22 protein-coding genes and 1 pseudogene are annotated in these 24,916 nt (G+C 57.5%); 8 read left to right on the plus strand and 15 right to left on the minus strand.

The window, feature by feature from the left end; genetic code table 11:
* Positions 1 to 3 precede the first annotated feature (3 nt).
* Complete coding sequence (gene accC / locus ACP15F_RS09090; protein ID WP_424940485.1) at positions 4 to 1,356, plus strand: acetyl-CoA carboxylase biotin carboxylase subunit; 1,353 nt, start codon at positions 4 to 6, stop codon at positions 1,354 to 1,356.
* Between the two features lie 6 nt (positions 1,357 to 1,362).
* On the plus strand, positions 1,363 to 2,013 hold the full coding sequence (gene aat, locus ACP15F_RS09095; protein ID WP_424940486.1) for a leucyl/phenylalanyl-tRNA--protein transferase: 651 nt from the start codon (positions 1,363 to 1,365) through the stop codon (positions 2,011 to 2,013).
* On the opposite strand, the gene ACP15F_RS09100 is transcribed toward aat, so the two are convergent.
* The 15 genes and pseudogenes from ACP15F_RS09100 to ACP15F_RS09170 all read right to left on the minus strand — a co-directional run bounded on the left by ACP15F_RS09100 (position 1,977) and on the right by ACP15F_RS09170 (position 16,198).
* Entirely contained in the window at positions 1,977 to 2,336 is a 360-nt protein-coding gene (locus ACP15F_RS09100) for a DUF2155 domain-containing protein (RefSeq protein WP_424940487.1), read from the minus strand. The two genes, aat and ACP15F_RS09100, sit on opposite strands and share 37 nt — an antisense overlap.
* Positions 2,333 to 2,791, minus strand: coding sequence for an outer membrane lipid asymmetry maintenance protein MlaD (gene mlaD, locus ACP15F_RS09105; RefSeq protein ID WP_424940488.1), 459 nt, complete (start codon positions 2,789 to 2,791; stop codon positions 2,333 to 2,335). Before mlaD ends, ACP15F_RS09100 begins: the two co-directional genes overlap by 4 nt.
* Positions 2,792 to 2,836: 45 nt before the next feature.
* Positions 2,837 to 3,208: an NADH:ubiquinone oxidoreductase subunit NDUFA12 gene (locus ACP15F_RS09110; RefSeq protein ID WP_424940489.1), complete on the minus strand. Its 372-nt coding sequence runs from the start codon at positions 3,206 to 3,208 to the stop codon at positions 2,837 to 2,839.
* 182 nt (positions 3,209 to 3,390) lie between these two features.
* Positions 3,391 to 4,659 carry an ATP-dependent Clp protease ATP-binding subunit ClpX gene (clpX, locus tag ACP15F_RS09115; RefSeq protein WP_424940490.1) on the minus strand — a complete coding sequence of 423 codons (1,269 nt, stop codon included), beginning with the start codon at positions 4,657 to 4,659 and terminating at the stop codon, positions 3,391 to 3,393.
* Positions 4,660 to 4,794: 135 nt separating this feature from the next.
* Complete coding sequence (locus ACP15F_RS09120) at positions 4,795 to 5,427, minus strand: ATP-dependent Clp protease proteolytic subunit (RefSeq protein ID WP_163040322.1); 633 nt, start codon at positions 5,425 to 5,427, stop codon at positions 4,795 to 4,797.
* A gap of 237 nt (positions 5,428 to 5,664) precedes the next feature.
* Positions 5,665 to 6,516: pseudogene (locus ACP15F_RS09125) on the minus strand (ABC transporter permease); the annotation flags it as partial.
* Between the two features lie 5 nt (positions 6,517 to 6,521).
* Positions 6,522 to 7,796: an ABC transporter permease gene (locus tag ACP15F_RS09130; RefSeq protein ID WP_424940491.1), complete on the minus strand. Its 1,275-nt coding sequence runs from the start codon at positions 7,794 to 7,796 to the stop codon at positions 6,522 to 6,524.
* Between the two features lie 111 nt (positions 7,797 to 7,907).
* Entirely contained in the window at positions 7,908 to 9,014 is a 1,107-nt protein-coding gene (locus tag ACP15F_RS09135) for an extracellular solute-binding protein (RefSeq protein ID WP_424940492.1), read from the minus strand.
* A gap of 116 nt (positions 9,015 to 9,130) precedes the next feature.
* The gene (locus tag ACP15F_RS09140; RefSeq protein WP_424940493.1) at positions 9,131 to 10,231 is read right to left on the minus strand and encodes an ABC transporter ATP-binding protein; all 1,101 of its coding nucleotides are present in this window, start codon (positions 10,229 to 10,231) and stop codon (positions 9,131 to 9,133) included.
* A gap of 357 nt (positions 10,232 to 10,588) precedes the next feature.
* Positions 10,589 to 11,797 carry an aminopeptidase P family protein gene (locus tag ACP15F_RS09145; protein WP_424940494.1) on the minus strand — a complete coding sequence of 403 codons (1,209 nt, stop codon included), beginning with the start codon at positions 11,795 to 11,797 and terminating at the stop codon, positions 10,589 to 10,591.
* A 167-nt stretch (positions 11,798 to 11,964) separates the two neighbouring features.
* A complete protein-coding gene (locus tag ACP15F_RS09150; RefSeq protein ID WP_424940495.1) occupies positions 11,965 to 12,783 on the minus strand; it encodes a metallophosphoesterase family protein in 819 nt (272 codons plus the stop codon).
* 12 nt (positions 12,784 to 12,795) lie between these two features.
* A complete protein-coding gene (locus tag ACP15F_RS09155) occupies positions 12,796 to 13,959 on the minus strand; it encodes a DegT/DnrJ/EryC1/StrS family aminotransferase (RefSeq protein WP_424940496.1) in 1,164 nt (387 codons plus the stop codon).
* Positions 13,960 to 13,971: 12 nt separating this feature from the next.
* Positions 13,972 to 14,676 carry a PIG-L deacetylase family protein gene (locus ACP15F_RS09160; protein ID WP_424940497.1) on the minus strand — a complete coding sequence of 235 codons (705 nt, stop codon included), beginning with the start codon at positions 14,674 to 14,676 and terminating at the stop codon, positions 13,972 to 13,974.
* Positions 14,673 to 15,590: a methionyl-tRNA formyltransferase gene (locus tag ACP15F_RS09165; protein ID WP_424940498.1), complete on the minus strand. Its 918-nt coding sequence runs from the start codon at positions 15,588 to 15,590 to the stop codon at positions 14,673 to 14,675. Before ACP15F_RS09165 ends, ACP15F_RS09160 begins: the two co-directional genes overlap by 4 nt.
* Positions 15,587 to 16,198, minus strand: coding sequence for a sugar transferase (locus ACP15F_RS09170; RefSeq protein WP_424940499.1), 612 nt, complete (start codon positions 16,196 to 16,198; stop codon positions 15,587 to 15,589). Before ACP15F_RS09170 ends, ACP15F_RS09165 begins: the two co-directional genes overlap by 4 nt.
* Positions 16,199 to 16,397: 199 nt before the next feature.
* Here ACP15F_RS09170 and ACP15F_RS09175 point away from each other — a divergent pair, with 199 nt between their 5' ends.
* From ACP15F_RS09175 to ACP15F_RS09200, 6 genes are all read left to right on the plus strand, one after another.
* Positions 16,398 to 17,537 carry a glycosyltransferase gene (locus ACP15F_RS09175; protein ID WP_424940500.1) on the plus strand — a complete coding sequence of 380 codons (1,140 nt, stop codon included), beginning with the start codon at positions 16,398 to 16,400 and terminating at the stop codon, positions 17,535 to 17,537.
* Positions 17,538 to 17,719: 182 nt separating this feature from the next.
* Entirely contained in the window at positions 17,720 to 19,582 is a 1,863-nt protein-coding gene (locus ACP15F_RS09180) for a GumC family protein (RefSeq protein ID WP_424940501.1), read from the plus strand.
* Between the two features lie 19 nt (positions 19,583 to 19,601).
* Positions 19,602 to 20,990, plus strand: coding sequence for a hypothetical protein (locus ACP15F_RS09185; RefSeq protein ID WP_424940502.1), 1,389 nt, complete (start codon positions 19,602 to 19,604; stop codon positions 20,988 to 20,990).
* Positions 20,987 to 22,342: a lipopolysaccharide biosynthesis protein gene (locus ACP15F_RS09190; RefSeq protein ID WP_424940503.1), complete on the plus strand. Its 1,356-nt coding sequence runs from the start codon at positions 20,987 to 20,989 to the stop codon at positions 22,340 to 22,342. The genes ACP15F_RS09185 and ACP15F_RS09190 overlap by 4 nt, the downstream gene beginning before the upstream one ends.
* Positions 22,339 to 23,682: an O-antigen ligase family protein gene (locus tag ACP15F_RS09195; RefSeq protein ID WP_424940504.1), complete on the plus strand. Its 1,344-nt coding sequence runs from the start codon at positions 22,339 to 22,341 to the stop codon at positions 23,680 to 23,682. Before ACP15F_RS09190 ends, ACP15F_RS09195 begins: the two co-directional genes overlap by 4 nt.
* Positions 23,679 to 24,908, plus strand: coding sequence for a polysaccharide biosynthesis/export family protein (locus tag ACP15F_RS09200; protein WP_424940505.1), 1,230 nt, complete (start codon positions 23,679 to 23,681; stop codon positions 24,906 to 24,908). Before ACP15F_RS09195 ends, ACP15F_RS09200 begins: the two co-directional genes overlap by 4 nt.
* The last annotated feature ends 8 nt before the right edge of the window (positions 24,909 to 24,916 follow it).

A 24,916-nucleotide genomic window follows, 5' to 3' on the forward strand; every position in this document is an offset into this window, starting at 1 on the left:
CACATGGCCCAGTTCGACAAAATCCTGATTGCCAACCGGGGCGAGATTGCGCTGCGCGTGATCCGTGCCGCCCGCGAGATGGGCATCAAGACCGTTGCCGTGCATTCGACCGCTGACGTGGACGCGATGCATGTGCGCATGGCAGACGAAAGCGTCTGCATTGGCCCCAACGCCGGCGCTGACAGCTATCTGTCGATCCCCGCGATCATCGCCGCCTGTGAGATCACTGGCGCGCAGGCTGTGCACCCCGGTTACGGCTTCCTGTCGGAAAATGCGACCTTCGTGCAGGCGCTGGAAGATCACGAGATCACCTTCATCGGCCCCTCGGCCGAGCACATCCGCATGATGGGCGACAAGATCACTGCGAAAGACACAGCGATCAAGCTGGGCATCCCTGTTGTTCCGGGCTCTGAAGGCGGTGTGCCTGATATCGAAAGCGCGCGCAAAACCGCGGCTGAAATGGGTTACCCGGTCATCATCAAAGCGACTGCCGGTGGCGGCGGACGCGGCATGAAAGTTGCCGAGACCGAGGCCGACATCGACACCGCGTTTTCCACCGCGCGTTCGGAAGCAAAAGCCGCCTTCGGCAATGACGAAGTCTATATGGAGAAATACCTTCAAAAGCCGCGCCACATCGAAGTGCAGGTCTTTGGCGACGGCCAAGGCGGCGGCGTACATCTGGCGGAACGTGACTGCTCGCTGCAGCGTCGCCACCAGAAGGTGTTCGAGGAAGCCCCCGGCCCTTCGATCAGCCCAGAGAACCGCGAGAAGATTGGCACGATCTGCGCCAACGCCGTGGCCGAAATGGGCTATTCCGGCGCAGGCACGATCGAGTTCCTTTATGAAGATGGCGAGTTCTATTTCATCGAAATGAACACACGCCTGCAGGTGGAGCACCCGGTCACTGAATACATCTTCGACGTCGACCTCGTTCGCGAACAGATCCTCGTGGCAGAAGGCAACAAGCTGTCCTTTGCGCAGTCAGATCTGGAAGTGAACGGCCACGCAATCGAGGTGCGTCTGAACGCCGAGCGTCTGCCGAACTTCACCCCTAGCCCCGGCAAGATCACTCAGTATCACGCTCCGGGCGGTCTGGGTGTTCGGATGGATAGCGCACTGTATGACGGCTATTCGATCCCGCCTTACTATGACAGCCTGATCGGCAAGCTGATCGTACATGGTCGCGACCGCCCCGAAGCGCTGGCACGTCTAAGCCGCGCATTGGGCGAGCTGATCATCGACGGGATCGAAACCACTGTCCCGCTGTTTGACATGCTTCTGGCCGAGCCCGACGTCCAATCGGGTAATTACAATATCCACTGGCTGGAACGCTGGCTGGATGAAAATATGGGGTAAGGGCCATTGGCCCACCCCACCCCTCCTCCTTTAACTGCTGAGCTGCTGTTGAAAGCCTATGCCATGGGCGTGTTTCCCATGGCCGAAGGACGCGACGATCCCGAGGTTTTCTGGGTCGATCCAAAGCACCGTGGGATCATCCCTCTGGACGGGTTTCACCTCTCACGCAGCCTTGCCCGCACGATCCGCCGCGCGCCGTATCAGGTCACGCTGAACCGGGACTTCGCCGGGACTGTCGCAGCGTGCGCCGATCGCAACGAAACGTGGATCAATGACACCATTTTCTCGCTGTATGAGCAGCTCCACAGAATGGGACACGCCCATTCGCTTGAACTGTGGGATGGCGACGATCTTGTCGGTGGTGTTTACGGTGTCACGCTTGGCGGGGCGTTCTTCGGAGAAAGCATGTTCTCGCGCCGCCGGGATGCGTCAAAGATCGCACTGGCGTATATGGTAACCCATCTACGCGGCTGTGGCTTTGCGCTGTTTGATACGCAATTCCTGACGCCTCACTTGGCCAGCCTAGGCGCGATCGAAATCCCGCGCGTGGAGTATCATAAACTGTTGGAACGTGCGCTAGAGATCGGCGCGGACCTGACCGACCGCCCCCTGCCCAAGGTTCACTCGGTCGCGCAGCGCAGCACCCAGACGTCATAGCGCGGGTGATCCAAGGCGTTCAGCGCCGGAGAAGAGGCGATCATCCAACCTTCGAACGTCGTCTCTTCAGAGTTTCCATCGCGCACCACCAGCCACGCGAAAGCGTCGCCAGACGGGTTGTCCGTGGGATAGCGGCATTCACCCAATGTGACGCGCAAACGGCCAAGTTCGACCGTGTCGCCTACATTCATTTTGAAGTCCACGGGCGTGCCCGATACCTTGTCCAAGCCCCGCAAATGAGCGCCGGGTGCTTTCGCGGTTTCAGCCCAAGCGGTGCTGGCCGCAAACAGGGCAGCAGACAATGTCAAAGCTGCACGGATCACTCGGCACTATCCTCGCTACCGGCCACGTATTTCAGCAGCAACTGCACAAGACTGACCGAGCCTTGAGTGTCTTCAATCTCGTCGCCAGGCTCTAGGTTGAAGAGCGATCCGCCGGGCAAAAGCTCGACATAGTTACCACCCAGAAGCCCTTCGGACGAAATGATGATGGCGGTGTCTTCCGGAAGGGCGACATCCGACTGAACGGTGAAATCTGCGTCCGCACGGAAAGTTTCAGGGTTCAGCGTTATGTCGGTCACGGCACCAACTTTGACGCCACCCAAGCGCACATCCGTTCCGATCGAAATGCCATCGGCCGTGCGGAAAGACGCGGTATAGGTATCCGTTGTTCCTGTACCGGACAGGCCTACAATCTGGCCCGCGTACATTAGGAACCCAACGGCGACCGCCAGCACGATGCTGCCGGTGACGACTTCGGTTGTGTGGCTATTGCTCATGCGAAATGTCCCTCGTTCCGGGGGCCGATCGGCGAAATAGTGAGTTTATTCGGGCTGCCAAGCTTCGTAGTCGCTACGTTCAGCCGGAGCGGTCTGACGCAAAGATCCTACAGGAGCATAAGCCATCGCTGTGCCGGTCAGGTTGTCCTGATGCGGCTTTTCCCAGTCTTTGTGAGCCAGCGGTTTGTCTTCCGGGCAGTTATCGAAGGTGTGATGAAGCCAGCCATGCCATTCGGGGCTGACGCGGCTTGCCTCGGGCTCGCCGTTATAGATCACCCAGCGGCGGCTATCGTCCTGATTGCGATAGAAGACGTTGCCTTGATCATCTTCCCCAACTTTCACACCCTTGCGACGGGTGAACAGCCAGGTTCCGATCGTCTCACTGTGGTACCATGTCAGAAGCGAAAGAAGCCGCATGTCGATCTCCGAAATTTCTTACACTTGATATGGCCCATGGCAGGCCGAAGGTCCAGAGCTTTGCCCTCCAATCCACGATCCTTGCGCGATTTGAAGCCAGTTTCGCACGAAGGCAGGCCTGAAAAGGAAAAGCCACCGCTAAGGCGATGGCTTCTTGATGCGTTGGGAATCAGTTCGCGCCGTTAGCTGGCGGTCACTTCTTCCTTCGCGGTGTCCGCGTAAATGATCAGCGGCTTCGCGTCCGAGGTTACAGCCTCGTCGTTCACGACAACTTCGTCCACATTCTCGAGCCCCGGCAGGTCGAACATCGTATCAAGCAGGATGTCCTCCATGATCGAACGCAACCCGCGCGCGCCGGTTTTACGTTCGATGGCACGTTTCGCGATGGCCTTCAGCGCATCCTCGGTAAAGGTCAGCTGCGCTTCTTCCAGTTCGAACAGGCGCTGGTATTGCTTGACCAGTGCGTTTTTCGGCGCAGTAAGAATGGTGACCAGAGCTTCCGCATCCAGATCTTCCAGCGTCGCGATCACCGGCAGGCGACCAACGAATTCTGGGATCAGGCCAAATTTCAGCAGATCTTCAGGTTCCAGTTCTTTGAACAGTTCACCCACGCCGCGATCGTCGTTTTCGCGTACATCTGCGCCAAAGCCCATTGCCGAGCCTTTGCCGCGCTGTGCAATGATCTTATCTAGACCAGCAAAAGCACCACCACAGATGAACAGAATGTTCGTGGTATCCACTTGCAGGAATTCCTGTTGCGGATGCTTACGGCCACCTTGCGGCGGAACCGAAGCCACGGTGCCTTCCATGATCTTCAGAAGCGCTTGCTGCACACCCTCGCCCGACACGTCGCGGGTGATCGAGGGGTTGTCCGACTTGCGGGTGATCTTGTCGACTTCGTCGATATAGACGATGCCCCGCTGTGCACGTTCGACATTGTATTCCGACGCCTGCAGCAGCTTCAAAATGATGTTTTCCACGTCCTCGCCCACATAACCGGCTTCGGTCAGTGTGGTGGCGTCGGCCATTGTGAAAGGCACGTCCAGAATGCGCGCCAGCGTTTGGGCCAGCAGCGTCTTACCGCAACCCGTCGGGCCGATCAGCATGATGTTGGACTTCGCCAGCTCGATCTCGTCGCCATTGGCGGCGGCGTGATTCAAACGTTTGTAGTGGTTGTGGACCGCGACAGACAGAACGCGTTTGGCATGCCCCTGCCCGATGACGTAATCGTCAAGAACCTGACAGATCTCCAATGGTGTCGGCACCCCGTCCGAGGATTTCAGCCCCGAAGACTTGGTTTCTTCACGGATGATATCCATACACAGCTCGACGCATTCGTCACAGATGAACACTGTCGGGCCCGCAATCAACTTACGCACCTCGTGCTGGCTTTTGCCGCAGAACGAGCAGTAAAGCGTGTTCTTGCTGTCACCAGAGGAATTATTCGCCATAGTCCAGTCCTATTAGGCCGGATACCGACCCCGTTAAGCCCTTCCGGGCGGTCTTTTGCCCCTATCCCCAGCTTAGGCCAGGGATGGAACAGGTACAATCAGCTTTTTGAAAGGCCCTCAACAGGCCCTTCAAATTCAGGCCTCAGCGTCGTCGCCTTTGGCGCGGTTCTCGACGATCTCGTCAATCAAACCCCAGTCTTTGGCGGCTTGCGGATCCATAAAGTTGTCGCGCTCCAGCGCATCAACCACCGCTTCCATCTTTTGACCCGTGTGCTTCACATAGATTCCGTTCAGGCGATCCTTCAGCTTTTGGGTTTCCTGTGCGTGGATCATGATGTCCGTCGCTTGGCCCTGATAGCCGCCCGAAGGCTGGTGCACCATGATGCGCGAGTTAGGCAGCGAGAAGCGCATGCCGCTTTCGCCAGCTGCCAGCAGAAGCGATCCCATCGACGCCGCCTGACCAATCACAAGGGTCGATACCTTCGGCTTGATGTATTGCATTGTATCATAGATCGACAGGCCAGAGGTCACCACGCCACCGGGCGAGTTGATATACATCGAAATTTCTTTGTTCGGGTTCTCAGCTTCAAGGTGCAGAAGCTGCGCCACGATCAGGCTGGACATACCGTCATGCACCGGACCGGACAGGAAAATGATCCGCTCCTTCAACAGGCGCGAGAAAATGTCATAAGCTCGTTCCCCGCGCGAGGTCTGCTCAACCACCATGGGAACAAGGGTATTCATATAGGTATCAATCGGATCGTGCATGTCGCCTGCTTTCTCTTCGCGCCAAAGCCCGTTCTGGGCACCTGATGCCAACCTAGTCCTGTGCTAAGGGGGCTGCAAGGGGCCGAAACGTCCCCACTGCTAACACCAGCACACATTTCAAACAGAGATGCCGGAAAACGGTTAACAAATTCCTTTTCTTAGCTTCGCTATGACAACAAAGCGCAAAAGAAAAGGCGCCCAAAAGGCGCCTGATCTTTTTCAGTTATTCTAAAATCATCAACCAGGAGACATCCCGCGCAGGCGCTCCGAGCGGCGGCGCAGAAGTTCAACCGTGGTCAGAAGCGCAATCGAGATGACCACCAGGATGGTTGCGACCGCCAGAATGGTCGGGCTGATCTGTTCGCGCAGACCGGTAAACATTTGCCATGGCAGCGTTTGCTGCTTGGCCGAGCCGACGAAGATCACCACCACAACCTCGTCAAAAGAGGTGATGAAGGCAAACAGCGCACCCGAGATCACGCCCGGAAGGATCAGCGGCATCTGCACGCGGAAGAAGGTCGTGACGGGATCTGCACCCATATTCGCCGCAGCACGGGTCAGCGAGCGGTCAAAACCCACCAGTGTTGCGGTCACGGTGATGATCACGAAGGGGATACCAAGTGCAGCGTGCGCCAGAACAACGCCCCAGTAGGTACCTGCCAGACCGATGCGGGAATAGAAGAAGTACATCCCAGCCGCCGAGATGATCAGCGGAACAATCATCGGTGAAATCAGCGTCGCCATGATGGCGCGACGTGCAGGCACATGCGGCTGGCTCAGGCCAATCGCGGCCAAGGTGCCCAGCGATACTGACAGCAGCGTTGCAGCTGGTGCGATCTTGATCGAGTTCCACAAAGCATCTTGCCAATCGGGGTTCGAGAAGAAGTCACGATAGTGCTTCAGCGAATAGCCCGCCGGGTCGAAGCTCAGCATCTCTTTCGTAAAGGTGAAGAAATCCTGCGAGTTGAAGCTAAGCGGGATCACCACAACGATGGGAGCGATCAGGAAGAAAAAGATCAACCCACAGATCACGCGGAACGTATAGTGCCAGACCCGCTGGCCGGTGGTTGCATATGGAGGAAGTGCCATGTCCGTTACCCCAGCTTCACGTTGTCAATGCCGACGATCTTGTCATAGGCCCAGTACAGGACCAGAACGACCGCCAGAAGGATTGCGCCCAGCGCCGAGGCCAAGCCCCAGTTCAGTGAGCTTGAGATGTGGAAGGCAATCTGGTTCGAAATGAACGTGCCTTTCGTACCCCCGACCAAAGCCGGCGTAATGTAGTAACCGATCGCCAGAATAAACACGAGGATCGAGCCCGCGCCAATGCCCGGTACGGTCTGCGGGAAGTAAACCCTCCAGAATGCGGTCCAGTCGGTTGCGCCAAGGCTTTTGGCCGCGCGCAAATATGTAGGCGGGATGGTTTGCATCACCGAATACATCGGCAGGATCATGAACGGCAACAGGATATGGGTCATTGCCACGATCGTACCGAATTGGTTGTTGATGATCACAAGTCGTGCACTGTCATCCACAAGGCCGACCCAGACAAGTATGTCGTTGATCACCCCCTGTTGTTGCAGCAGAATTTTCCAGGCCGACGTCCGCACCAAAAGCGACGTCCAGAAGGGCAGCAACACTAGGATCATCAGAATGTTCGCCTGACGCATTGGCAGGTTCGCCAGGATCCACGCCACCGGGTAAGCCAAAAGGATACAGCAGATGGTGATCGCCATCGACATCCACAGCGTACGTCCCAACAGGTTCATATATATCCGTTCGGCTTCTGGACGCATCTCAGCCCCGTCAGGACCAACGCGCATATCCACAGCGTTCAGGAAGTAACCAGAGGTAACGGGCGGCGAATAGGTCTGGATCGTGCGCCAATTGTCGGCGTCGCCCCAACCCTTGTTGATGTCGATCAGCTCGTCTTTCCAGGAGCTTACGCCCTCGATGTCGAACTTTTTCGCCTTGCGTCCAGTCTTACGAAACAGCGAGGAAATCCCCGGGTTTTCATAGTTCAGTCGCGTGCCAACCTTGGTGTGGGTCTTGGCGGCCGCCGCCTCTTTCAAGTCGGCTGCCATGGCTGCATAGACCGCCTCGCTTGGCAGATCACCAGAATCGGCATCCCAATCCGCCAACGCCACCACTGTGCGTGGAAGCGTGTCGGTTACAATCCCGTTCTTAACCGAACGATACAGCATATCGGCAACTGGCAAGATGAAACTAATCAGAATGAACAGCAACAACGGCGCAATCAGCAGCAGCGCTCGCATTTTCTGTCGGCGGAGCGCCCGCGCAAGACTGCGCTTCAGCGGCGTTCCATCTGCGGCCAAAACCGGGCCGCCGGTATCAGTTGTATCGCTCATATCTTCCCTGTCGGCTGTTGCCGTTTCTTGGTTTCAGTCAGGTAAATTGACAAACAAATCAGATATTAAAAAAGGGGTGAAGGAGGCCCGAAGGCCCCCTTCGATGTCAGATTACTTGGCCAGCCAAGCTTCGAACTTTGCGTTCAGATCGTCACGGTTGTCTGCCCACCATTCGTAGTCATACACGTGTACGTTGCCCGAGTTTGCCGGGTCGGTCGGCATGTGCGGAGCCATGTCGATGCCCAGTTCGGCGTGCTTGCCAACCAGCGGAGCCGACGATGCACGGGCCGGGCCGTACGAGATGTAGGCAGCCTGATCAGCCAGACGCTGAGTGTCGGTAGCGAACTTCAGGAAGTCCATTACGCGGGCTTTGCGGTCTGCAGGCAGGCCAGCGGGAACTACCCAACCGTCCAGGTCAAACGACTGCATGTCCCACAGCATCTCGATCGGCTGGTTCTGCTCGGCGATGGCCGAGAACAGGCGACCGTTGAAGGTCGAACCGAAGACGACTTCACCGTCTGCCAGCAGCTGCGGGGTTTCTGCACCAGCAGTCCACCAGACAACCTGATCTTTGATGGTGTCGAGCTTCGCAAGTGCGCGCTCCATGCCACCGTCGGCGCCCAGAACGTCATAGATTTCGTCCTTTGCTACGCCATCGCAGTACAGTGCCCACTCTACGTTATCGATTGGACGCTTCTGCAGGGCGCGTTTGCCCGGCCAGGTGTCCATATCAAAGATTGCGCAAACGCTGTCAGGCTTGGTTTCGCCAACCAGGTCTGTGCGGTAACCGAAAGTGGTCGAGTATACGATCTGCGGAACAAAGCAGTCCGACACCAGCAGGTCGCCGAAGTCATCCGACGCCGAAGTGCCATCGGGCGCAGCGGCCAGATCAGCATCGTGATCCAGCTCTTCAGCCAGACCTTCGTCGCACAGACGCATCGAGTCCGAAGCAACAGCGTCAACCAGGTCCCAGGTAACGTTGCCGGCTTCGTTCATGGCGCGCAGCTTGGCCACAGCTTCAGCCGAGCTTTCGTCCCAGGTGACTTTCACCTCGGGGTGCATTTCCAGATACGGTTCGACATAGGCCTTGATCTGGCTGGCCTGATAGGCTCCACCCCAGGACACCAGCGTCAGTTCGTTGGCCATGTCCTCGGCGGTTGCCACATTGCCGGCAAGCGTCAGGGCCGAGGTGGCCATAAACATCTTCGCAAGTTTCATACTTAAATTCTCCCTAGTTATCCCGTTTGATTGGTCGGAACTGCATGACGGGCTGCATGGCAATTCCCTGGCAGAATGCCCGGGGCCGTGTCGCCACGCCCCCGTAGCAATTGGGTTTACGCGTCTAGCGCGCGACAATCCTGCGGCAACCAGCCGATTTCGATCTGCTGGCCAGGTGTCAGGCGCTCTACATCCGGGGCGTTACGGGTCTTGATGATGAACTCATCATTGCCAGCAACACGCAGGCGGGTGCGGAAGATGTCGCCCATATAAATGAACTCAAGCACTTCGGCTTTGAGCGTGTGGGCACCTTCCTGCAGGCGCTCTTTATTGTATTCGACGCGCTCGGGACGGATCGAAACCTGAGTGCGTTCGCCAACCTTCGAAACGTTGATCGGGGTCGCATCCAACTCTTCGCCATCATCCAGACGCACGACGCAGGTGTCACCCGAAATCTCGGTCACAACACCTTCCAAGGTATTGTTTTCACCAATAAATTGCGCAACGAAGCTGTTTTCCGGCTTTTCGTACAGCAGATCCGGCGGGGCCAGCTGTTGAATGCGGCCATCGTCGAACACGGCCACGTTGTCAGACATGGTCAGAGCTTCGGTCTGGTCGTGTGTCACGTAGACCGTGGTGATGCCTAGGCTGTGCGCCAAGTGGGTGATTTCGAACTGCATCTTTTCGCGCAGCTGTTTGTCCAGCGCGCCCAGAGGTTCGTCCATCAAAACCAGTTCGGGTTCAAACACCAGAGCACGCGCCAGTGCGACACGCTGCTGCTGACCGCCTGACAATTGCGACGGACGGCGGCCGCCAAAGGCGCCCATTTCCACCATGTCCAGTGCACGTTTGATCTTTTCTTCACGCTCGGATTTGCCCATTTTGCGCACTTCCAAGGGGAAGGCGAGGTTTTCGGCAATCGTCATGTGCGGGAACAGCGCATAGTTCTGGAACACCATGCCGATGCCACGCTTGTGCGGTGGGATATTGTTGATCGGTTGACCGCCCAGACGAATATCGCCGTGGGTTGCGGTCTCGAAACCGGCCAGCATCATCAAGCAGGTGGTTTTCCCGGATCCAGACGGCCCGAGCATGGTAAGAAACTCGCCCTTCGCAATCGACAGGTTCAGGTCTTTTACGACCAATGTTTCGCCGTCGTAGCTTTTTTGGACACGATCGAAAACGACAAATCCGTCGTCGGTTACAGCTTCAGCCAAGTGACCCCCCTGGTCTATGTTCTTTTTTTTCACGCACCAGCCAACACGAAGAAATGAATGAATTCAACAGTCAATTCGACCGAAATTCTACTGTCTGACAATTAAATGTGCTTTTCTGCGCGTGCATTACGCCTCAAAGCTTAACCATCAGATCGCGCCAAACCTCTTTTTATAAACACTTTGCCCCGCCGTTTTCTGACCATGGGTAAAGCCGTTGATTGGTGACCGGGCGGCAGGGGGAATATTGCGTATGCAATCGACCTGCCGCCCGGGTTCCTGCCTTTAGTCTGGGTATATCACACCTTCAGGACGACACGCTCGCGACCCTTCAGGGCAATTTTACGCCAGAATCAGTTCCTATCGCGAAATAATGTTGTGGTCGGGGCCATAGGGAAAGCCGGTGATGTTCTCGGACGCATCTTCGCCAACCACCAGAATATCATGTTCACGATAGCCGCCAGCACCCGCTGTGCCTTCAGGCAAGAACAACATCGGCTCCATCGACACAACCATGCCGGGTTCCAACACGGTGTCGATGTCTTCGCGCAGCTCCAGACCAGCCTCGCGGCCGTAGTAATGCGACAACACGCCGAACGAGTGTCCATAGCCAAACGACCGATATTGAAGCAGTCCTTCGCTTTCGAAGAACTTGTTGATCTCGGCAGTGATGCCAGAACATGTCGCGCCCGGCCTGATCAGGCTGATCCCAAGCTCGTGTGCGGCGACATTGGCTTTCCAGATCCGTAGGCTTTCCGCATCAGGCTCGCCCACGAACAAGGTGCGCTCCAACGCGGTGTAGTAGCCCGAGATCATCGGGAAAGTGTTCAGCGACAGGATATCGCCGCTTTCCAGCTTGCGCGTGGTGACCGGGTTGTGAGCGCCGTCGGTGTTGATGCCCGACTGGAACCAGACCCAGCTGTCGCGGATTTCGCTGTCCGGATGGGTGCGCGAGATTTCAAGCTCCATCGCGTCACGCCCGGCCATTGCGATGTCAATCTCGCGGGCACCGACGCGGATCGCGTCGTGGATGGCGGCACCGCCCACATCTGCGATACGAGCGCCTTCGCGGATCAGCGCGATTTCCTCGGCCGATTTGATCATGCGTGCCTGCATCGTGTCCCCAGCAATGTCCGTGAAGCTGCTGCCGGATAGGAACTCTTCGGCCAAGTCGCGCTGCGCCAAAGTCATGTGATCGCCTTCGATCCCGATGGATTTGGCATTTCCGACAAGGTTCTTAACCGCGCGCCAATAGTTATTGCGCTCCCAATCGGTGTAGATGACGTTGTCGCCATAGCAGCGCCGCCATGGCTGGCCCGCGTCGATATTGGCCGACACCGTGGTCGACCGATCCGCCGTTACGACGAGCGCATAGGGGCGACCAAAGGCGCAATACAGAAAGCCCGAATAATAGGCGATATTGTGCATCGAACTGAACACAACCGCTTCCACACCGCGTGCGGCCATGATCTTGCGCAGACCCGCCAGACGACGTTCGTACTCCGCGTCCGAGAAGGGCAGCGGGGCTTTTTCACCGTTTTCACAAACAAAGTATTGAGGGCGTGACATATCACATCTCTCCATCTTCCGAGGCCGGGATGTCTTGGGATATGCCCGGCCAACCAAACTCCCCGGCGTCCAGGGCAGTTGATCTCCGGACCGGTGTGCATGTGGCACACAGGGCAGCGACGCCATCGCTGCGGATGGGGGATTAGTGGCCATCAAAGGCGGGTCTGTCAACTGGCTTCGTGCGGGTCCGTGTTGTCGGGCCAGATTTGCTGCGAGCCGCCCTGCCCCAATACGTGCACGCCTTGGGCGGAAACGGATACTGTTGGAAGCGTCCCGGTTTGATACGCCCCGGTATCCACCGAGATCCGCCCCTGTCGGACCCTCACGTCGGGAACAATCGTGTGGCCATGCACCACCCAAATTCCATCCTGCCGGGGCTGAGATCGAAAATCCGCATGTCCCCAGACCAGGACGTCATCCTCTTGTTCCTCGATGGGCGCGACGGGATCGGCCCCTGCATGGACGACCGCGACATTGCCAGTCTGCCAGACGGTTGGCAGCGATTGCAGGAAGGACAGCGCGGCGTCGCCAAGCTCCTGCTTCAACCGCTCGCGCACCATCAGAACGCGGTCCCCGCGCATGTCCAACTTCGTAACACCGATGCCGAAGCTTTTCAGGGTCTCAACGCCGCCATTCGCGAACCAGACCGGCGCGTTCAGCGGGGGATTGTCCAGGAAGCTCGAGAGCATTTGCTCGTGATTGCCGCGCAGACAGATAATGTCCCGAGGGTCGTCGGCCTGCAACGCCATCACGCGACGCAGCACCCCCGCGCTGTGCGGGCCGCGATCCATATAGTCTCCCACAAAGACAAGCGGCAGATTAGCGTGGTCTGGATCGGATGCGATCTGGTCCAGCGTGGCGTCAAGCGCCTCAAGCTGCCCGTGAATATCGCCAATGACCAGAAAGGGCTGATCCGGGGCCAGCGGCGCGTCGAAATCCGCGCCGCCCCCAAATTTCCGAAACAGGCTGTCCAGCAGTTTTCCCATTTCGTCCTTTCTTTATCGGGTCGCGTTCGCGATCACCGTTTGCAAACAGTCACCCAGATTCCGCGTACGCTCGGGCGTCCATGTCGGGTCCACAAGGAAGCACAGGCTGGTGTCGCCCAATTCCCGCGCCACCGGAAGCGGCGCGTCTGGTCCCAGACCATAGCGCGTGAAGGTGCCTTCGCGATAGATCTCGGAACAACTGCCTGAAAAGATCGGGAAGCCTGCGTCCGAGACTTCGGCGATGATGCGATCGCGGCTCCAATCGTTTTTCAATGCTTCAGGGCGCACGAAGGCATAGAAACGATAATAGGCATGGGTCATGCCGTCCGGTACGTCCGGCACGCGGATTGCGTCGAGCCCCGACAGTGCCTGCGCCAGAATTCCCGCGTTTTCCGTACGATGCGCGCGCCAATCGGCAAGCCGTTTCAACTGCACCCGCCCGATGGCCGCAGACGGACCCGTCATGCGCAGGTTCGTTCCCGGCCCGGCGCCATGCAGCCAGCGAAAGCCCGGAGGATGCTCGGTGTTGAACACCACATCATAGTCCTTACCGTGATCTTTGAAGCTCCACGCTTTTGACCAAAGATCGCGATCATTGGTGGTCAGCATACCTCCCTCGCCACCTGTCGACATGATCTTGTCTTGGCAGAAGGAAAACGAGCTGAACGTGCCGAAATTGCCAACGTTCTGATCGCCAATCATCGCGCCATGAGCTTGGGCGCAATCTTCAATCACCCACAGATCATGCGCCCGGGCCAGATCCATGATGGCACCCATGTTGCAAGGCCATCCGCCCAGATGCACGGGAATGATCCCTTTTGTTCTGGGCGTGATCAGCGGTGCGATGGTGTCTGCGGTGATGTTCTGGCTGTCCGGGTCGACATCTGCGAAGACCGGCACGCCCCCTTGCAGAGAAACCGAACTGGCCGAGGCGATAAAACTGCGGGGCGTGACGATGACCTCGTCACCCTCCGACAAGCCCAGCACATGCAAGGCCGCGTCCAGAGTGACCGTCCCGTTTGCCATCGCAATCGCATGGGGCACACCGAACCATTCGGCGAACTCGGCTTCGAAGGCGCGCACGTCGGGGCCAGTCCATGCGTTCACTTTGCCAGAGCGTAAAACCTCGGTCACGGCGGCGATCTGTTCTTCGTCGAATACGGGCCAATTGGACATCGGATGTTCCCCTTAGATCACGCTGCGCACTAGGACAAAACCCTCGGCCGCATGGCGATGCACTGTGGCCCCGCGCAGGGTCGCCAAGGCACGAAGCGCGTTGACCGATCGCTCGTGCGGCGGCTCTTTCACTTGGCTTGCAAACATCTGAAACGCCTCAAGCTTGCGGTCGAGCGTGTCGGACACGTCGATGAACACGTTCGGCACAAAAGCGGGCGTCAGGTAAGGCGCATTCCAGTTGGTTTCCGACAAGGTCTCATAAGCCATGATCGTGGTCGGATAGTCCTGCTGATGCGGGCGGCTGGCGACCAGTGTCGACAGGAAAGACAGCTGGTGATCCATATGAATGTCGCCGGGATGGGTGACAAAGATCAATCCCGGAGCCAGATCGCGCACTAGTTTGCCAAGGCCTGCGTTCAGCCCGCCATGCGGATGCTCTGCCAGTTCAGCAGCGGGGAAATCCAACCAATGCGTCTTCGTTACGCCCAGATGGTCATGGGCCGCGCGAGCTTCGGCCCGGACAGCCGCAATCATCTCGTCCGTGTAAAGCGGTGCGCTGCCTTTCGTGACGACGGCCACATGCACTTCGCGCCCTTCATCTGCAAGGCGCGCGATGGTGCCACCTACGCCCAAAACCTCGTCATCGGGATGGGGGGCCACCACCAAAACTGGAGCCTTCGGGTTGCCGCCAAAGGCTGAAGAAGCAAGCGTGCTCATGTCGTACTCTTTCCAAGTTTCGTATGTATTTTCGGGGAGGTGTCCGCCCCGGTCCAATCCAAAATATCAATGCAGTTTCCGTCACCGCAATAGACGGTGAAAACGCGGCCCTCGATGTTCTGAACCTGTCCGGGGATACCGATGTAATAGCCCTTGCGCGGTGTGTGGCGCACATCTGTCAGGACCAGCTTCACCCCATTAACCGTATAGGTGAACGCGCCGGGATAGGGCGGCCCCGCCGCGCGGATCAGGCGGTGAATGTCGGCGGCGGGCCAGTTCCAGTCGATCAGCCCGTCCTCGGGGCGGCGCAGGGCGCAGGTGCTGGCCCCGTCTTCATCTTGCGGTTCGCGGGGCACATCGCCCGCCGCGATACGATCCATCAGGGGGGGCAGCATGTCCGCCAAAGCCTCGATATGCCTGTCATAAAGCTCGCGCACTTTGATCGTGTCGGGGTCGACGGTGAACCGCGCTTTGGCGGCAATCGGGCCGGTATCGGCGCCCTCGCCCAGCCAGAAAAGCGAGGACCCTATGGTTTGCTCTCCTAAAAGAATCGTCCAAGGCAGAACCGCCCTGCCCCGTAATTTGGGCAAGTCCGAGGGGTGATACCCGATGCAGCCCAGCTTTGGCACGGCACGAAATTCAGCCCCGCAAAGCTGCGACCAGCCAATGACAAGCACGAGATCAGGGTCGATGGCGCGAATGGCGGCGATGGTTTCTTCTGAATCGCTTTTCCGGGTCAGATGAAGCGTGCTGCCATGCGCCTTGGCCACGGGCGCAAGGTCCGCGTAATCCGAATGGCGATGCGCCAGTTCCGGTGGCAGTGTCACGACCATCTCGGGGATATGCCCGGCGTCATACAGCGCGTTCAACGCCTTCAAAGAGCCCTCCACGGCGCCTACAAATACGGTTTTCATGCGTTCGCCTGCTTTCCCGAAGGGGTCGCACCCCAATCCGCGGCCTCGGCGATCCGATCCTCGCGCCGATGTTCGCCAAACAAAGCAACGCCGATGGTTTCGGCCATGATGCGGAAGTCCAGCGCGGTCGACCGATGGGCGACATACCAAAGATCCAGCTTCAGTTTTTCGTCGTCATTCAGCGCGGTGTTCCCGCTGACTTGTGACCAACCCGTCAGGCCCGGCCGTACCGAGCCACGCTTAATCCCATCCGCCCCGAACCCCTGAACAGTTTCCACCATCAAAGGGCGCGGACCGACCAGCGCCATGCGACCGGCAAGGATGATAAACAGCTGCGGCAGCTCGTCAAAACGGGTGCGGCGCAGGAATTTTCCAGCTGGGATCAGACGCTCTTCGTCGGGGAGCCAGACGCCGTGTTCATCACGGTCATCCGTCAGAGTGCGGAACTTAACCACATCGAACGGCACCCCGCCCTTTCCCGCGCGCGTTTGGCGAAACATCACCGGACGACCAAGTGTCGCGATCACAATCAGGTAAGTTATCGCGCAAAGAGGCACGGCAATCGCCAGCAGGCACAGGCAGATCAGAATCTCGAGCAATCGATTCATGTGAGTCCAACAAACAAGGGCCTGAAGCAGGCAGAAAGAAAATGCTAGGGCACCCTGAAGCACTTCGGTCGCATCAAAATCGGGCATCATCACCCAGCGCGACGCTAAAATCGCTATGAACCAGAAAATCCTGCCCCAACATGCACATACGTAATGAATCAAGCTTGCCAGACATTCAGATTCCATGCAAGCTCGCCCCATGAAAGTTATTCATGTCGTCACAACCACGGATGTCGGCGGCGCTCAAATTATGTTGCAACGATATTTGTCTGCTCTGAAAGATGATGCGCAGTCGCATTCCGTGATATCGTTGGTGCCCCCCGGCTCGGTTGCCTCGCAAATCGAAGAACTGGGTGTCGAGGTGTCTGACCTTGGCCTACGTCCGGGGCGGATCACATTGGGCGCGCTATGGCGACTACGGCGCATGTTGCGCGACGCGCGCCCGGATGTTGTGCATGGCTGGATGTATCACGGATGCCTTGCAGCGTGGGCTGGGTTGAAGCTTTTGCCCAAACGCAAACGGGCCGCGCAGGTTTGGGCGGTCCATCACTCGCTTCAAGACATCAACAACGAAAAGCGGTCGACTCAGATTGTGGTTCGCATGATGGCCGCCTTGTCTCGTAAAGTTGAGCTGATCACCTATTGCTCGGGCGTTTCGCAACAGCAGCACGAGGCGATTGGTTTCTGCCCGGACCGTGTCGAATTGATCGCGAACGCCGTTGATACCGAAGTGTTCAAGCCGGATTCCGAGGCCCGCGCACGTCTTTCAGATATCGCAGGCATCCCAGAGGGTCGCCTGATTATTGGGAATGTGGCGCGCAGCCACCCCATGAAGGATCACGTCGCCATGGTGACCGCCACGGCGAAATTGGTCGAGATGGGCCATGACGTTCATGCGGTCTTGGTGGGCGAAGGGCATCGCGACAGCCCGGCCGAGCAAGCCGCGCGGGACCTGAACATCGCAGACCGGGTCAGCATCATCGACACGCGCCCGGACATTCATCGCATTGTTCCGGGGTTTGACATCTTCCTGTTGTCCTCGGCATGGGGTGAAGCTTTCCCTCTTGCTGTGTCCGAAGCCATGGCCGCTGAAGTGCCCTGTGTGGTCACGGATGTAGGCGATTGCGCCACGCTTGTCGGCGATACCGGTCGTGTCGTTCCACCTGCTCTGCCTGAAAAACAAGCACTTGCAGTTGCGGAACTCATTGACGAAGGCCCTGTCGCTAGGGCAACCTTGGGGAAACTGGCACGTGAACGCGTGTCCGAGAATTTTTCGACAGGAATTTATGTCGATCGTCATTATGCGGCCTACCGGCGCGCACTCTCTGCAAAGATTTAAGCGCAGAGATCAGATTTGAAACGACGTCCCTTCTCAGGGGGAAATTGGGAAGTGGATTACTTTGGGTGGCCCGCCGAAAGGCGGAAAAAAGTTGATAGGGGTTATGTGGCGAGTTCTTGGAGAACGTCGTCATCGTGTTTTCGCCATTCGGAAACAGTCGTGACCCGAATGGAGATTGATGCATGAAGATCGACGCACAAATCGGAAGCGACGACGGCGGCTCGAACGACTTTGATCGTATCGGGTTGGACGGCTTTTGGCTGATCCTGCGTCGACATCTGCGCCTGATCTTCCTGATCGTCGCCGCTGTCATTGCCGCCACCTATGTTGTCGTCGAACGGCTGGAAGAACGCTATACCGCGCGTGCAACTCTGGTTCTGACGGGCTTGGACACGCGCGTGCGCCAAACTGACACTCAATTGGAAAGCTTTGAGCTTTCGCGCGCAGTGATCGAAACTGAAATGGATGTGTTGAAGTCACGGGCCTTTGCCGATCAACTGTCAATGTATCTGGGTCTGTATGACGACCCGTCCTTTGTCTCGCCGACCTCAGACGGACAACCAATTGAAACCGCATTGCATCAAGAATTGGTGCTGGACAAAATCCAAGGCTCGTATGTGGTGTTCCGGTCCGGGGAAAGTCTGGCCATCGACATCATCGCCACGGCGAATGCTCCGGTCCTTGCAGCCAACATCGCCAATGCCATACCTGCGGTTTACATCGAAAACAGCCTGTCCGAGCAGCGTGAAAGCGTCTCAAGCTCGATCGTGTTTTTACGTGACCGGGTCGAGACGTTGGGTGAAGAGCTGACACTGGAAGAGGTCCAGCTGGCCGATTTCATCCGAGACAACAAGCTGGATGACGAACAGCTTCCCGATCGGCTGCGCTCGCAGGTTCAGTATCTCACGACATTTCTTAAAACTGCGGATGCGGGTCAGGATACGGAACGGCTGCAAAATGAATTGGCCAGTGTCGAAAGCGAGCTGCAAGATCGGACCCGCGCCGAGCTTGCCCAGATGCGCCGCGAGCGCCTTCTGGAAGTGCAGCGCCTGCGCTATCAGACCGCCATCGAGAAACTGAACGAGCTTGAAACACAGATCAATCTGGTGTCGCAGGGCGCGCGGCAGGTTTCCGTCGCCCGCCCCCCCGTTGCGGCATCGTGGCCGAACAAGAAATCATCACTTGTTATTGCAGCCGTCGGTGGATTGGTTCTGGCCTTTGTGGTCGCACTTGTTCTGGACCTGATGAACCGACGCATTTGGAGCGAAACGCAAACCATGCGGATCTCAGGTCTGCCAAATGCCGGATTTCTTCCACGAATTGGCCGGGATGCCGGGGCCATGCGCCGCGAGAGCGTCGCACGTTTTCTGATCGCGAAACCGCATACAATGTTCGCCCAAGCTGTCCGCGGTGCAACGGGTCTTTGGTTTGATGACAACAGTGAAGGCTGGGTGGTGATGATCACGTCGGGTTTACCGCATGAAGGTAAGTCCACCGTCACGGTCGCACTTGGTGTTTCTGCGGCCTTGGATGGTCTACGCACTTTGGTCATCGACATGGACAGCCACCGCGAGGCCGCAGCGCGTCTGCTTGACGCCAAAACCAAGCCCGTGAAACTGACTGATGTACTTGAGGACAAAGTCGCCCCCAGCCCCGTTGTTCTGGACGGCAAAACGATCGAAGGGTTGGATTTCCTGTCCCTGGATTCGCGCAGCACATCCAACTTGAAAGAACAGCGCCAGCATTTAACGGCGCTTAGAAGCAAATTACGTGATACATATGATTTAGTGATTGTTGATACGCCGCCTGTTCTGGTCGTGGACGACACTGTCCGCATCGGCGTGCTGGCGGACGAAATCTGGCAAGTGGTTCGTTGGGGCCGCACCCCAGAAAACGTACTCGTAGATACAGTTGAACGATTGAAGCGCGATGGTCTTCCGATCACGGCGACCTTGATCAACGACGTTGATACGCGCAGGCATCAAAGATTGGGATATGGTGGGTATGCTCAGTATTATAACTACGGTGAAGGATATTATTCATAATCGCCTTTGGAGGCGTCGGTTGAGTTTCAGATCGATCGCGGCCTCTTTCGCTGCCAGTTTGGGAATTGTCGCGACTGTGCTTCCAGCACAGGCCGCTGATTTGGCTTTTCCGGGGGCCATTGGCTATGGAGCCAAGGCCGAGGCTTGGAAGGGAGGCGACATTGTCGCAGTGACGACCTTGGCGGACGATGGTCCGGGAAGCCTGCGCGCCTGCGCCAAGAACGGTAACCAGCCACGCGTTTGTGTTTTCCGCGTCTCGGGGACGATCATGCTGGACAGTCCGATCCGGGTCGGCTCGAATATCTATATCGCGGGCCAGACCGCGCCGGGTAAAGGCATCCAGCTGCGCAATCGCAACTCGGTCCTGACGCCGCTTGTCGTGAAGAACGTGCGCCAGGTGGTGATCCGGTTCATGAAGATCCGTCCCGGCCCCAGCATCACGCCATCAGCCAATGTGGATGCGATTACGGTCGAGGATTCCCGGATGGTCTATCTTGGCAACCTGTCCATGCAGTTTGCCACAGATGAGACGTTCAACATCCATGTGTCCGGCGGAAAGGTCTCGAACATCACGTTGGCCGACAGCATTCTTGCACTCAGCCTTGATCGCAGCACTCACCCGAAAGGCAAGCATTCAAAGGGTGCACTGATCTGCTCACACGAGAAAAAAGAGAACGTGTGCGGCCGGATCACCATCGCGCGCAATCTGTTTGCCCACCATCGTGACCGGATGCCCGACATCAAAGGCACCAACCTTGGGCGGATCGATGTTTTGAACAACGTGTTCTACAATCCGATCAGCCAGTTTGGCGAATTCTATGATCTGCTGGGGGACGTCACAATCATCTATGGCGGGAATGCTGCCCTGACGGGCCCAAGCACTTCGGGAAGAACACCCGAGGCCGTTCAGGTCTTTGAATGGAAGCGCAAGCGGCGTGTGTCGCTCATGTCTTTCAATAACAAAAGGGGTACTGCTACCGGCTGCAATCCTCGCAGCTTTGCGGTGCTGAATTCTACCGCTAAAGCACGGAGAATTCCCACAACGTCCGGTCCCTTCTCTGCACCTGTCTATGATAGCAAACACACCGTGTATAATGTCCTGACACAGTCGGGTGATCGTATGCCAGGGGAAGTGCATCTAGACTGGCTGGACAAGCAGGTCATCAATGACACCCTGAAATGCCGGGGTCGCGTGATTAACCACCCGGAAGAAGTCGGCGGCTGGCCACAAGTTCCCAACGTCCCGCCCACGATTGACAGCGATAAAGATGGGCTGCCTGATCACTATGAGGCGTCAACTCCGGGCCTGTCGCCCAGTCAACCGAACAACCCGTGGGCGCGTCCTTCAGGCAGTTCGCTAAGCCATGTAGAAACTTGGCTGGCTAAACTTGCCGGAGATCTTAAATGATCCAACGACTGCGTCGACTTCTGCCTAGCGACCAGATCGCCCTGCGCCTGCTTCGAAACCTGAAATGGATCTTTTCCTCTCAGGTTGCGATGGCGGTGTTGGGCATGATCTCGCTAGCGGTGTCGGCGCGGGCGCTCGGAGCCGCCGGACTTGGTGCTCTGGCCCTGATCGAAGCGTTTGCGCGCATCAATGCTCGGTTGGTGCATTTCGAGCCATGGCAAGCGGTCATTCAATATGGCAGCGTTGCCTTGGAAGAACAGGACACCACGCGGTTTGAAAAGCTTGTGGGCCTGTCCGTCGTGATTGACGTGATCGGAGGCCTAGCTGCTGCAGCGCTGATCCTCTTGTTGGCGCCCCTTGTGGCAGAAACCATCGGACTGGATGGCAGTGCCGCGCAACTTTTGTCCTTGGGCGCGCTTGCGGTTGTTCTGTCGCTGCGGGCCACGGGCGTTGCTCTGCTTCGGCTTTATGACCGCTTTGACCAACTGGCAAAGATCGACACAGCGACGGCCCTGCTGCGACTGGTGCTCTCGGTGATCGCATGGCTGATTGGCGGCACTCTTGCTCACTTCGTTATCATCTTTGTCTTATTCAGCCTTGCCGAAGGATTGATTGCATTCTTCTTTGGACTTCGTGAGATGAAGCAGCGTGGGCAACAACCAAAGTACGGAAATCTAGTCAGCACCTTGAATCAGAACCGGGGTTTTCTGCGCTTCATGTGGAACTCGAACCTCGCCGTGATCCTGCGCCAAACCACGCAGCGACTGGATGTGGTGATCCTTGGCGCCCTGGTCGCCCCGGTCTTTGTCGGTCACTATCATATCGCACGCAAATGCGGAGACGCGGCCATCCGCCTCGGGCGCCCGATCAAGCAAGCAGTCTTCCCCGAATTCAGCCGCCTTGCGGCCAGCGGAGATTTCGCTCGCATCCGCAAAACCGCACTTTGGATCAGTGTCGGTTTCTGCGCCATCCTCGCGGCCGGCATCATTCCAACACTGATCTATATTGTCCCCATTCTGAACGCCGCATTTGGCGAAGCTTTCATTGCTGCGGCACCAGTTGTGTCCATTCAGGCCATCGCCGTCGCATTGTTCCTAGCAGGCGTTATCCTTGGTCCGGTCTTACTGAGCCTTGGCCTAGACCGCGAGCTGATGCTGGTTGGAGCGGCGACAGCAGCACTATTCTTCGTCCTGATCTATCCGTTTGTCATCGCCTTTGGTGTGAAAGGTGCAGCACTTAGCCACCTCATCAGCAACGCCCTTTGGCTTGGAGCCTGCGGCTGGTTGGTGATCAAAACGCTAGATACGAAAACGAGCCACCCCGCATCGGTTAAGTCCGAGGTGCCGCTATGATCGCGCGCCGGACATGGGCCATGCCAGGCCCCTCGCAACCATCTGGCAACCGCCAGCCCCGATCCCGTATGGACCCTTTCGGGCTGGTCAGTTCCGGCCTTGCCACCCCCACTGGGCTTTTGGTCGCCGCCGCGGTCATTCTTGGCCCAATGAACCACGTCAAGCTCAGCTCGGTATATGTTACGGCCTCGGATATTGTGGCCCTGATGGCTTTTATTCTGATGCTGGCCAGCCGCACGATCAGCATCAAGTTCTTCGGCCCCGCAACAGCGTTCTGGTTTATGTCCTTCTTTGCCTTCATGGGCGGATTGACCATCAGTTCAGTCGTCAATGGAAACCCGATGGCCTTGCCCAACACATTCGCCCAGTACGGCTATTCACTTTTGGTGTTGCCAATGATCCTTGGGGGGCGGTCCTATGCGCAAACCATCGCACTGGTGAAGCTACTAGTAGCGTCGTACGTCTTCGTGATGGTCTTTGGAGCTTATGTTGTTCATTTCGTCGACAATCCCAACCTCATGCTGGTGTCCGGCTCGGGCCGGATGCGGTCCCTAATCCAACGCGAGAATGAATGCGCCGTGCATGGGGCCATCGCCATCGTCTTGGTTCTGGGTCTTTACAAAATGGGCGAGTTTCGGTTGCGTACGGTGCTTCTGTGCCTGCCGCCACTGATCTATGGGATCATGCTGACGGGGTCCGTTTCGGGCCTGTTCGCTACAATCCTTGGCGTTACGCTTCTGATCACAATCGTCGGCCCGTTCAAATACCTGCCATTCTCGGCGGCCGCATTCATCGCCATTGCAGGCTTGATGGTCTTGCTGGGTGACAACTTCATGCCCGCCATCTTCCAAGAACGCGTGCTGAACCCCCTTCTGGATCGAAACCTGTCCGAGGCCGGCACCTTTTCTGACCGCGCCCTACTGATGCAAGAGGCGTTCGCCATCGTGAAAGATACGATCTTTCTAGGTCTTGGCGTCGAACAGTTTCGCGAAGTCAGCTCACATCACGCAGCCGTGCACAACGCATATCTTCTGGCATTTGTTGAGGGCGGATTGATCTCGATGCTGGGGGTGATCGGGTTCTTCTTGTCTGGTTTCGTTCTGATTTGGGCCGCTATGGTCGAACGGGCAAATCGGCTGGTTTGGGCGATCACGCTGGTGGTCCTTCTAATCTATGCCGTAGCTTTCAACATGTTCCCGACGTTCTTTGCCCGCTTCTGGAACATGCCATGGATCCTCTTGTTTTCGCTGACTGCCGCCAGCTTGCAGCAACCGGCTCATCGTCCGCGCCCGCCCAATCCGCAAATCTCGGTTCTTCGCAACAAAAGAGTACGCCCATGATCCGCACAGTTACGCTTGTCCTGACCCTGATGTTTGCTTTGGTTGCGTCGCCCGATCCCGCCCGAGCTACTGAATACCAACTTCACGCACATGACGAACTTCGCTTGCGCGTGCTGCGTTGGGATGGGGATCGCAACGCATTCATGGTGTTGGACGGAGTATCTGGCGATTATCGCATTTCGTCCGAAGGTGTACTGTCCCTGCCCCTGATCGGCAGCCTAAGTGCCATTGGACAATCCACCACCGCTCTCGCCCGTCAGATCGAACTTGAAATCGAGCGCAAACTGGGAATTTCCCCTGCTCCTCGTGTCGGCATCCAGATAACGGACCACCAACCAATCTTCGTCTTGGGTGAAGTCACATCGCCCGGCGCATATGCCTATCGGCCCGGCCTAACAGCGCAGCAGGCCTTGGCTTTGGCCAGCGGGTTGATCCGCCTACAACCGGCCAATGCTGGTGCATTTGCGCAAGACACCATGCGTTTGGGCGGCGAAGTCCGCAGCCTTGAGGCCGAGATCGAAGCGACCGAGGCAGAACGTGCCCGACTGGTCGCCGATCTGGAGGATCTGGATCGCGCCGCAGAAGAAGCAACTAAACCGATCCGTCCCCGTCCGCGTGGGGTCGAAGGTGACATTCTGGACGCCACCCAAAAAGCGCGGGCAGCGCAGGGTGAACGGTTGCGCGACCTGCAAAACGTGTTGCGTGAACAGATTGACCGGATGACGGCCCAGATCACTCTGCGGTCTGAACAGATTGAACGCACCACGGCCGAACTGGCCGATGTGACGTCTCTGAAACAGCGTGGACTGACGGTCAACACACGCGTGAACGCGCTGACCACTGCGCTGAATGATCTGGAAAGCAAACGACTTCAGCTTGAGATCGCGCGCCTAACCGCACGTCAGCAATTGAACCGCGCCGAACGCGACACGCTGGCCCTGACCGATGACGCCCGCGCCAGAACGCTGGAACAGCTCAATCGCGTCGATCGCGACCTAACCCGCTTGGACATTCGCCTTGCAACAGCCGAGGCCCTGCGCGCCCAAGCCGTCGCCAGCGGGCTAGCCGTTCCTGATCCCTTGGCCGAAAGCCTGACTGAATTCCGCGTCAGCCGCGTGATCGACGGCGCGCCTGTTTCACTGGTGATCGCCCCTACCGATAGTTTGATGCCAGGCGACACAATTGAGGTGTCACGATCCGCAACTTTGCCCACCAACTCTCAGTAATTCTTTTA

Origin of the sequence: Aliiroseovarius sp. S253, assembly GCF_049800855.1 — a bacterium.
GTDB lineage: Bacteria > Pseudomonadota > Alphaproteobacteria > Rhodobacterales > Rhodobacteraceae > Aliiroseovarius.